5 protein-coding genes and 1 pseudogene are annotated in these 6,503 nt (G+C 68.1%); 4 read left to right on the top strand and 2 right to left on the bottom strand.

The genetic code is table 11. The features are described 5' to 3' along the window. Positions 1-527 precede the first annotated feature (527 nt). The gene (locus tag CCN44_RS34695) at positions 528-1,016 is read right to left on the bottom strand and encodes a hypothetical protein (protein WP_086702428.1); all 489 of its coding nucleotides are present in this window, start codon (positions 1,014-1,016) and stop codon (positions 528-530) included. Positions 1,017-1,197: 181 nt separating this feature from the next. Here CCN44_RS34695 and CCN44_RS34690 point away from each other — a divergent pair, with 181 nt between their 5' ends. Together CCN44_RS34690 and CCN44_RS34685 are read left to right on the top strand one after the other, a co-directional pair. After that, positions 1,198-2,124 (top strand): LysR family transcriptional regulator, encoded by a 927-nt coding sequence (locus tag CCN44_RS34690; RefSeq protein WP_086702425.1) that lies wholly within the window; start codon positions 1,198-1,200, stop codon positions 2,122-2,124. A 335-nt stretch (positions 2,125-2,459) separates the two neighbouring features. Then, positions 2,460-3,017: a GNAT family N-acetyltransferase gene (locus tag CCN44_RS34685; protein ID WP_086702422.1), complete on the top strand. Its 558-nt coding sequence runs from the start codon at positions 2,460-2,462 to the stop codon at positions 3,015-3,017. Between the two features lie 224 nt (positions 3,018-3,241). Here the strand turns inward: CCN44_RS34685 and CCN44_RS34680 are convergent, their stop codons facing one another. Next, positions 3,242-3,697 (bottom strand): hypothetical protein, encoded by a 456-nt coding sequence (locus CCN44_RS34680; RefSeq protein WP_143650177.1) that lies wholly within the window; start codon positions 3,695-3,697, stop codon positions 3,242-3,244. 1,586 nt (positions 3,698-5,283) lie between these two features. On the opposite strand from CCN44_RS34680, the gene panD reads away from it, so the two are divergent. Together panD and CCN44_RS34670 are read left to right on the top strand one after the other, a co-directional pair. Next, the gene (gene panD, locus CCN44_RS34675) at positions 5,284-5,703 is read left to right on the top strand and encodes an aspartate 1-decarboxylase (protein ID WP_059246624.1); all 420 of its coding nucleotides are present in this window, start codon (positions 5,284-5,286) and stop codon (positions 5,701-5,703) included. A gap of 45 nt (positions 5,704-5,748) precedes the next feature. Beyond that, positions 5,749-6,096 (top strand): annotated as a pseudogene (locus CCN44_RS34670) (GNAT family N-acetyltransferase). Positions 6,097-6,503: the final 407 nt, after the last annotated feature.

Raw genomic sequence — 6,503 nt, 5'->3', positions numbered from 1 at the left:
GGCGGTGGCGCCGTCGGCGCTGCGGATGGTGGAGCGGGTCAGGCCGTGCAAGTGATAGGCCAGAGCCTGCCCGGATCCCGCGCCGGCGGAGGTGGATCCGGATCGCGGGAGAATAGGCATTGTCGGCCAGGAGGGTTCTGGCGTGGTCCTGGGTCCGGCCGATCGGCTGGGGCACCCGCAGCCGGGCCATGACCTGGGTGAAGGCGGGTGCGTCCGCGGCTGATGAAGACTCATGGAAGCATTCCTCGATCACCCAGCGTGCCTCGGCGCCCCACGGCGATGCGGCTGCCAGCCGTCGCCGAGTGGGTCGCCGATGGGACGCTTGCAGGCCGTCCGGCGCGGCTCACCACCTGCGGCGTTGTCGCACCACCGAGGGGCGGTCTCCGTGAGACCGCCCCCGCACGATCGAAGTCCCGCTACAACTCCCGCCACCCGGCGAAAGACGCCTGTAAGACAGCGAAATCTTGCTGGAGTAATCGGGACAAGACTTGGGGCTCCCCCCTTTGGACGGAGCCCCAATGGGTCACTCAGGTACGACCACCGTTGTCGACGCAACCGCCCCTGGTGATCTGCCAGGGAACGACCACGATCTGTACCCTGTGCCCTTCAGCCACTGAGAGGTTGGCGCTGTGGTGGTGTCCGCCGGGTTCGAGGACCCAATACCACGTCATCGGCCCTCTGGTGCCCTCGAAGTAGGCCTTGTATTCCATGGCCATGTTGCTGTTGTTCCACACCGATATCTTTTCGCCGTCGGCCCAGAACTTCATCCCGGCGCGCTGTTTCTTGTCCGGGGACTCGTGCAGGATCCACGAATCCCGGCCGCCCGGGTCGGTGGCGCTCTTCCAACTCCGGTGTTGACACTTCCAGTAGAAGTCTTCCCCGCCGCGCTCCACAACGGTGGGCTGCGAATCTGCGTGCGAATCGGCGTGTGCCGCCCCCGTCAGCACACTGACGGACAGGGCTGCAGTCGCCGCCAGGACGGACATTTTCCGTGTGGCCCTGATGTTTCCGAACACCTCTTGCCCTTCATCCCCGTGGGAACGGAGTTGATTGCATCCATTCCCTGATGTGGTTTCTGTGCCTCTTATCCTGAGGCCTCCCGTATCCCTTCGGAAGGGCCAACTGATGTAATAGCCAAGGCGATTGATACACTGACGACATAGACGCTGGTGATCGACCGTCCTGGCGGGGGAGACGATGACGACCGATCCGAGTACGCATCAACTACGGCTGTTGCTCGCACTGGCGGAGGAACTGCACTTCGGACGGGCGGCCAGGCGGATGTACATCAGCCAGCCCGCGCTCAGCCGGCAGATCCGCGCCTTGGAGGAGGCGCTGGGTGTCTGTCTCGTGGAGCGGTCTACACGGCACGTCGAGCTGACCGTGGCCGGGCAGACCCTCCTGCCTCGGATACGAGCGGCAGTGCACGCCGTCGAGGACCTTCGCGAATGCGCGTTAGCGACCGCCCGCACGGGTTCCCGCCAGGTGGTGCTCGCGTCCTATCTGTCTGCCCTCCCTGCCTTGCGGATCCTCTTCGACGGGCTCTGCGAGCGGAACGCCGGACCCGAGGTGAAATGGCAGGACGTCGACAACGTCGAGCAGTTCACGGCACTGCTCGAGAACCGGGTCGATGCGGTGGTGTGCTACGGACCTGTGCCGACGGGGATCCACACGCTACCGCTGGGAACAGAAGCACGCTTTGTGTGCCTGCCGGACACCCATCCGCTGGCCGACCGGGAGACCGTGACTCTCTCCGATCTGGCCGATTTGCCCGTGATCGGTTTCTCACCCCATGTCGACCGAGGGTGGCGTGAGTTCTGGGCCGCCGACCCGCGACCCGACGGAACGCCTGTGCGGTACACCCACCACACGGCAACCACCCTGGAATCCTGCGTTTCTCATGTGGGCCTGGGTCACGGCATCCGCTTCATCTCCGAAAGCTGCCGGGCACTGATGCCCAGGCCCGGTGTCCGTTACGTTGCCGTCACCGACCTTCCACCGTGCACCGCGGTACTCGCGTGGCCGGCCTCCCGGCGGCCCACCGCCGCTCTCGGATCGCTGCTGTCCCTGCTGCGCGGGCACGCCCGCAGCGGCACAGCCGGCCGCTGGTGGGAAGCCGCCTAGGCGGTCTGCTCGTGGCACGGAGCCTAACCGGGGGCATGTCATCCCCCGCCGATCACTCAGAGTGGCCGCGTCGCAGAAGTTGAGCCAGAGCCCGTGAACGGGCAGCGGATGTACACCTGTGTGGGAGGCAGCCGCCACCCAAGAGGGAATCGAAATGTTCACGGGTTTCGACAGCAGCACTGGCACGAGAGGTTGCTGCCGGGTGCGGTGGCCGGCACGGTACTGGGGACTCACCGCTCATCCGGTGCGTCCGGCGTCACCGCGGACGTACGCGCCCCCGACCGTCCGGATAAACGGATGGTCGGCGCCGAGCGTGACGCGGCAGGATGCTCCGCATGACCTTGCCCACCCCTGAGCTGCACACCGCCCGCCTGCGACTGCGGCCGTTCGCCGACGCCGACGCGGCGTCGCTCTACGCGCTGCACAGCAGCGCCGACGTGCTGCGCTACTGGGACTCGCCGCCGTGGACCGAACCGGCCCGCGCCCAGCGCTTCATCACGACCTGCCGGACGATCGAGGAGGAAGGCACGGGAGCGCGGCTGGCCGTCGACCGCGTCTCCGACGGCGCGTTCATCGGCTGGTGCGGCCTGACCAACTGGAACCCGGACTTCCGCAGCGCGTCCCTGGGCTACGTCTTCGACGCCGCCGCGTGGGGCCACGGCTACGCCACGGAGACGGCGCACGCCGTCCTGCGGTGGGCGTTCGACACCCTGGACCTGAACCGCGTCCAGGCCGAGACCGACACGCGCAACGTGGCGTCCGCCCGGGTCTTGGAGAAGCTCGGCTTCATACGCGAAGGCACCCTCCGCGAGGACTGCGTCGTCAACGGCGACGTCTCCGACTCCTGGGTCTTCGGCCTCCTCCGCCGCGAGTGGCACCCGACGGCCGGATGAAGAAGCCCGGGCGTTGGCCCGGCATCACCCGATCAGTGGCCACGCTGAAAACGCTCAGTGCGTCCGTTTGCTCGTCGAGCCGGCACGGTACCCGCGAACAGGGCCCACCCCGGCGCGGGTCGCATCCTGTCGGGGGCGGGGGACGAGCGGCGAGGCCCCCCACCTGTCTTGGTAGGGGGTCTCGTCCAGTAGCGACGCGGGCGGAGTTGCTGCCCTTCCCGGGCTCAGCTGCTCTTCCACATCGTGACCGTGAAGCTGACCTTCTTACCGTTGTGGTAGTCGGTGCTGTCCCACACCGAGATACGAGACCTGTCCTGCATCCGCAGGTGCAGCACCTCACTGGCGTTGTTCCAGTTGTATCCGACGAATTGGAAGTTCGGCTCGGGACTGTCTCCCATTCTCCTGTTTCCCCAGCTGCAGATACGCGACGAGTCGTGCTCGCAGACGGACCAGGCCCTGGCGTACAGGTGGCAGTCCCCTCCCTGCCATACGTCGATACGCTTCAGCCTCGCGTCGGACGAGCGCCACGTTCCGTTGAACCGGTTGGCGGAGCACGAGGCGGCTGCTTCTTTGGTCGTGGTGACGGTGAGTACCACCGAGAGGGAGAGCGTCAGCGCGGCCGTCAAGAGCACGGCCATGATCTGGCGTAGTGGAATGCGGGCAGAAGAGACCTGTGTCATCGTGAACCTCCGATAGCGGGCCGCAGCGCGGGGCACTCCCGTCGTCACCCGACGCGTCGTCCCCCTCCTTCGGCTGAACGCCGCCCATCCGGGCCAGATCAACTGGCCCTTTGCCCCTGCCTATTCCAGGGCAGCACTCCGCAATCCTGATCGCAAGTCGGCAGGATTTTGCATTTTGCGCACGATTCAATGATGAATGCGATCCAAAGTGGATCGGTCAAGGGCGCAGGAGACGGCCTCGCGGCGGAACTGGTGGATGTCCTGGAGGGCGTACGCCTCCCACCCGGCGGAGAATCCGCCGGGTGCGCGCCGGTAGCGCGCTGGACGTAGCCGCGAACGGTGCCGTGGCGCTCGACCAGTCGGCGGTGTCGTTCGGCGCAGGCGGGGCAGGTCAGCTGGTCGCCGCCGATGGTGTCGGCCGGTCCCCGGTTGCCCCGGGGCACTGGGGGTGACCTCTCCCAGCCCTCCGTGGCCATGCGGCGGCGCAGCGCGTCGTCCAGCAGCCGGGAGGGGGTCAGCAGGTCGCGGTCGGCTCGTCGGTGACCGCGGCGCCGCACCGGCCGCATCGCGGGATGAGTACCACCCGGAATGAGTGCATGATCCCCCTGTGGACCGATGGACCGTCAGCCCCTTCCGCTAGTAGCGAGGCATCCAGGAACCGACCGGTTACCGGATGGTGTCGCCAGGACGTCGATACGCCAGACCTGTCCCGGCCTCCGGTGCCAACAGGGGTGTTCAGCTCGCTTTGAGCTGTACTACGAAAGTCGGTTGGCCCTGTTCTCCCGAAGCTACGTCGAAGTGACAAGTGGCCCCCTGTAGTCAGGGTGATGATGCCCGGTCAGGGAGAGTAGGAGGTTCCCGGCTGAGTCGCATCGCTCAGGGGTCGCGGGGTGAGGTCCGGGTCCGCCGCCACCTCCTCCACCCTCGCTGGCCTCAGCCGCGCCGATCTCGTGTCCCGCACCCGTACCCGCAGCGGCAGATCTAGACACGTGCGTGGACGTCATCGCACCGTTCGCTACCCCCGGGCATCTCGGGAATGAGTGTGTCCCTTGGCCGCCGGGGCGAGGGTGCTATTCGATTCACGGAGGAGGGTTGAGCGGGTGGCAAAGTTCGGGAAAACGAGGCGGCGTCTAGTGGATTTTCTGCTGCTCCAGCCATTTGAAGATCTCGGCCCCTTTGTACAGGACCTTGGCGTTCCTGCCTCGGCATCGTTGCATCAGAGGGACTCCTTCCTCCGTTGAGGCGGAAGACGTGACTGGCTCCCCGGCCTCTGGCCGCGGCGCAGGCCGGCTTCCCGTCGACCGACCCTCGCTCCCGACCGCGGTCCAGGCTGCCAGAGTGACGGTGATCACGGACGCCGTTCGCAGGGTGCTGCGTACGCTTGTGTGGTCGTCGCGGTGGGGACGCGAGAGCGGGCGAAGACCCCTCAGCCACCTGATGATGCGTCAGGAGGGTCAGCAAGTGATCAGCATGAGTCCGGAAAAACCTGGGCAAAGCTGCCCGGACGTGCGGCTCGTTGTAGGGTGTGCAAACAGCCCTTGACCTGCAAAAACGCAGGCAGGGAGCCGAGATTCAGGAGTAGCTCCATGCTGCGCACCATGTTCAAGTCCAAGATCCACCGCGCCACCGTCACCCAGGCCGACCTGCACTACGTGGGATCGGTGACCATCGACGCCGACCTCCTCGACGCAGCCGATCTGCTGCCCGGGGAGCTGGTGCACATCGTCGACGTCACCAACGGCGCCCGGTTGGAGACGTACGTCATCGAGGGGGAGCGCGGGTCCGGGGTCATCGGGATCAACGGGGCCGCGGCCCACCTGGTGCATCCCGGGGACCTCGTGATCATCATCAGTTACGCCCAGGTCACCGACGCGGAGGCCCGCGAGCTGCGGCCCCGGGTCGTGCACGTGGACGCCGGCAACCGGATCGTGTCCCTCGGCGCCGACCCGTCCGAGCCGGTGCCCGGATCGGAGCAGCGGCGCAGCCCGCAGGCCGTAGGGGCCTGACCGGCGGTCCAGCACCAGGAGCAGGGACCGGGAGCGTGCCTGCCCGTGAGCGGGACCGAGATCCGCGACGACCGGGTGGCGGGCCGCCTGGAGGCCGTCGGCGACGGTGAAGCGGCCGGCCGCCGCATCGAGTACGTCGTCCTGGAGTCGCCCGCGCGCCCTGGTCCCCGTCCGCACGATCGTCGAGCCCGCCCGCGAGGGTAGGGCTCCGCCGGGGCGCTCGCCCGCGAGCTGTACGTCATCGCCGAGCGCGAGGGCGCCCCGGTGGCCCCGCTGTGCCGTACGTCGTGCAGCGGTCCGCACGCCACCCCGAGACGGCTCCGCCGGCCGACCCGGTCCTGCTGCCGGCCGGCCGCGAAGGACTGGCTGCGGGCCTGCCCGGGCCGGTTCTGAACGCCCACCTGGGACGATCCGGACGGCTGGGGCGGTGCTGAGCGGGCGGCACCTCTCCGTGCCGGCGGTGGGTTGTGCGCGGGTGGTGTACCTCAGCGTCCGCGGTGGGTTCTCTGCGCGGGTGGTCCGTCTTCCTACCGACGGCAGGCTCCGCGTCGGCAGCCGGTCTCCGGGCCAGCGGCGGTGCTGAGCCGTCGCCGATCCCTCCTTCGGGGCCGGCCACCCGCACGGACCCCGTCCGGTGCTGCTGTCGGGTGAGTGGCCGCGCGCCCGAAGGGTAGGCGGGGGAGTAGTCCAGAGGCGACGTCCCGTGACTGCCCGGAGGACACCCATGACGAACCCGTACCCCGACCCGGTTCCGCCGGGCCCGCCGCCCGGTCCGGGCCCGACCCCGCCGGATCCGTACC

Origin of the sequence: Streptomyces tricolor, from assembly GCF_002155905.1 — a bacterium.
Lineage (GTDB): Bacteria > Actinomycetota > Actinomycetes > Streptomycetales > Streptomycetaceae > Streptomyces > Streptomyces tricolor.
The sequence above is the reverse complement of the archived record's forward strand: the minus strand, read 5'-3'. Positions and strand labels throughout refer to the sequence as shown.